This is a genomic window from Kineococcus vitellinus (genome assembly GCF_009906315.1).
GTDB lineage: Bacteria > Actinomycetota > Actinomycetes > Actinomycetales > Kineococcaceae > Kineococcus > Kineococcus vitellinus.
The window spans coordinates 1-1701 of the sequence record NZ_JAAALL010000506.1 but is presented as its reverse complement, the minus strand read 5'-3'; the positions used below and the strand labels follow the sequence as shown (position 1 = coordinate 1701).

The 1701-nt window shown below is 78.9% G+C and carries 2 protein-coding genes; one reads left to right on the top strand and one right to left on the bottom strand.

The window, feature by feature from the left end:
- The first annotated feature begins 65 nt into the window (after positions 1-65).
- Positions 66-956: a TIGR01777 family oxidoreductase gene (locus GTQ99_RS22910; protein WP_166617968.1), complete on the top strand. Its 891-nt coding sequence runs from the start codon at positions 66-68 to the stop codon at positions 954-956.
- Between the two features lie 72 nt (positions 957-1028).
- Here GTQ99_RS22910 and GTQ99_RS22905 read toward each other — a convergent pair whose 3' ends face one another.
- Positions 1029-1568: a hypothetical protein gene (locus GTQ99_RS22905; RefSeq protein ID WP_166617967.1), complete on the bottom strand. Its 540-nt coding sequence runs from the start codon at positions 1566-1568 to the stop codon at positions 1029-1031.
- Positions 1569-1701: the final 133 nt, after the last annotated feature.

Sequence of the window (1701 nt, the reverse complement as noted above, 5' to 3'; positions counted from 1 at the left end):
TCCCCGTCCCGGGGGCGGGGCTCGACCCTTCCCACGCCCCGCGTCAACCCACGTCAGGAGACAGCGTGCGCATCGTCGTCAGCGGAGCCAGCGGGCTCATCGGCAGCCACCTCGTGGCCCACCTGCGCAACGGGGGCCACGACGTCGTCGTGCTCGTGCGCCGGGAACCGCGCGAACCCTCGGAGGTGCGCTGGGACCCCTCGGCGGGTGCGCTGGACCCGGCGGCCCTCGGCCGCGTCGACGCCGCCGTGAACCTCTCCGGCGCCGGGGTCGGCGACAAGCGCTGGACGCCGGCGTACAAGGAGCTGGTCCTGCGCTCGCGCACCGAGACGACCTCGACGCTGGTGCGGGCGCTGCTGGCCCTCGACGAGGCGCCGCAGGTGCTCGTCAACGCCTCGGCCATCGGCGCCTACGGCGAGGGCGGTTCGGCCGTGCTCGACGAGTCCGCACCGCGCGGGGACGACTTCCTCGCCGACGTGGTGCGCGCGTGGGAGGAGGCGACCGCGCCCGCCGCGGACGCCGGCGTCCGGGTGGCGCTGGCCCGCACGGGCCTGCTGGCCAACCCCGTCGGCGGGGCGTTCGGGCAGATGCTGACGCTCTTCCGCCTCGGCCTCGGCGGTCCGCTGGGCTCGGGCAGCCAGTGGTGGAGCCTCATCTCGATGCCCGACGAGATCGCCGCGCTGCAGTTCCTGCTGGAGAACCCCGTCAGCGGTCCGGTGAACCTCGTCTGCCCGGAACCCGCGACGAACACCGCCGTGACGGCCGCCCTGGGGCAGGCCCTGCACCGCCCCGCGCTGGTGCCCGTGCCGGCGCTGGCGCTGCGCGCGGTGCTCGGGGAGTTCTCCGGGCAGGTGCTCGCCAGCCAGCGGGTCGTGCCGGACGTGCTGCTGCGCGCGGGTTTCCGCTTCCGCCACCCCGACGTCGCCTCCGTCGTCGGCTGGCTCGCCTCGGCCTGAGCGACGGCCGCGGCCCCGGCGAGGCCCCCGCGCGGCCCCGCCGGGCGGACCGGGAGCCCGCCGTCGCGGTGCTCAGCCGACGGCGCCGATGCGCCACTCCCCCGCCACGCGCACCAGCTCCAGCCGGCTGCTGCGCGGGGCGCCCGCCGCCACGGTGGTGGCCGTCCCGCCCGCGCCGCGGACCTGGTGCTCGGCGGTGACGACCTCCGCGCGCACCACCAGCCGGTCGGCGCCGCTCTCCTGCACGGTCACCGAGCGCACGTCGAAGGCCAGTCCGGAGAACGACGACCCCGCCGCGGCCAGCTGCCGGAGCAGCTCCTCGTCGGCGGCCAGCGCCGCCGACCCCGGGGCGTCCACGAGGGCGAGCGCGGACGGGTCGGCGTCGACCAGCGCCCGCGCGCGCCGGTCCGCCAGCTCCGTGACGACCGCCGTCGGGTCGTCGCCGCGCAGGACCTGCGCGGCGGCCTCGGCCACCCGGTCAGCGGGCGCGGCGACCGGTGCGGGGACCTGCGCGGGTGCGGCGGCCTCGACCGCCACCGGCCGCACCGGCGGCACGGGGGGCGCCGGCCGCGGGGAGCCGCCCTCGTGCGCGACCAGGACGGCAACCACCACGGCCGTCGCCGCGCCGGTTGCCGCCAGGGACGGCACCAGGAGGCGGCGACGCCCGGAACGCCCTCCCGCTGCGGGTGCACCGGCCCGCGGTGCACCGGCCCGGGTGCCGGCCGGCGGCGGTGCGGTCCGGGCG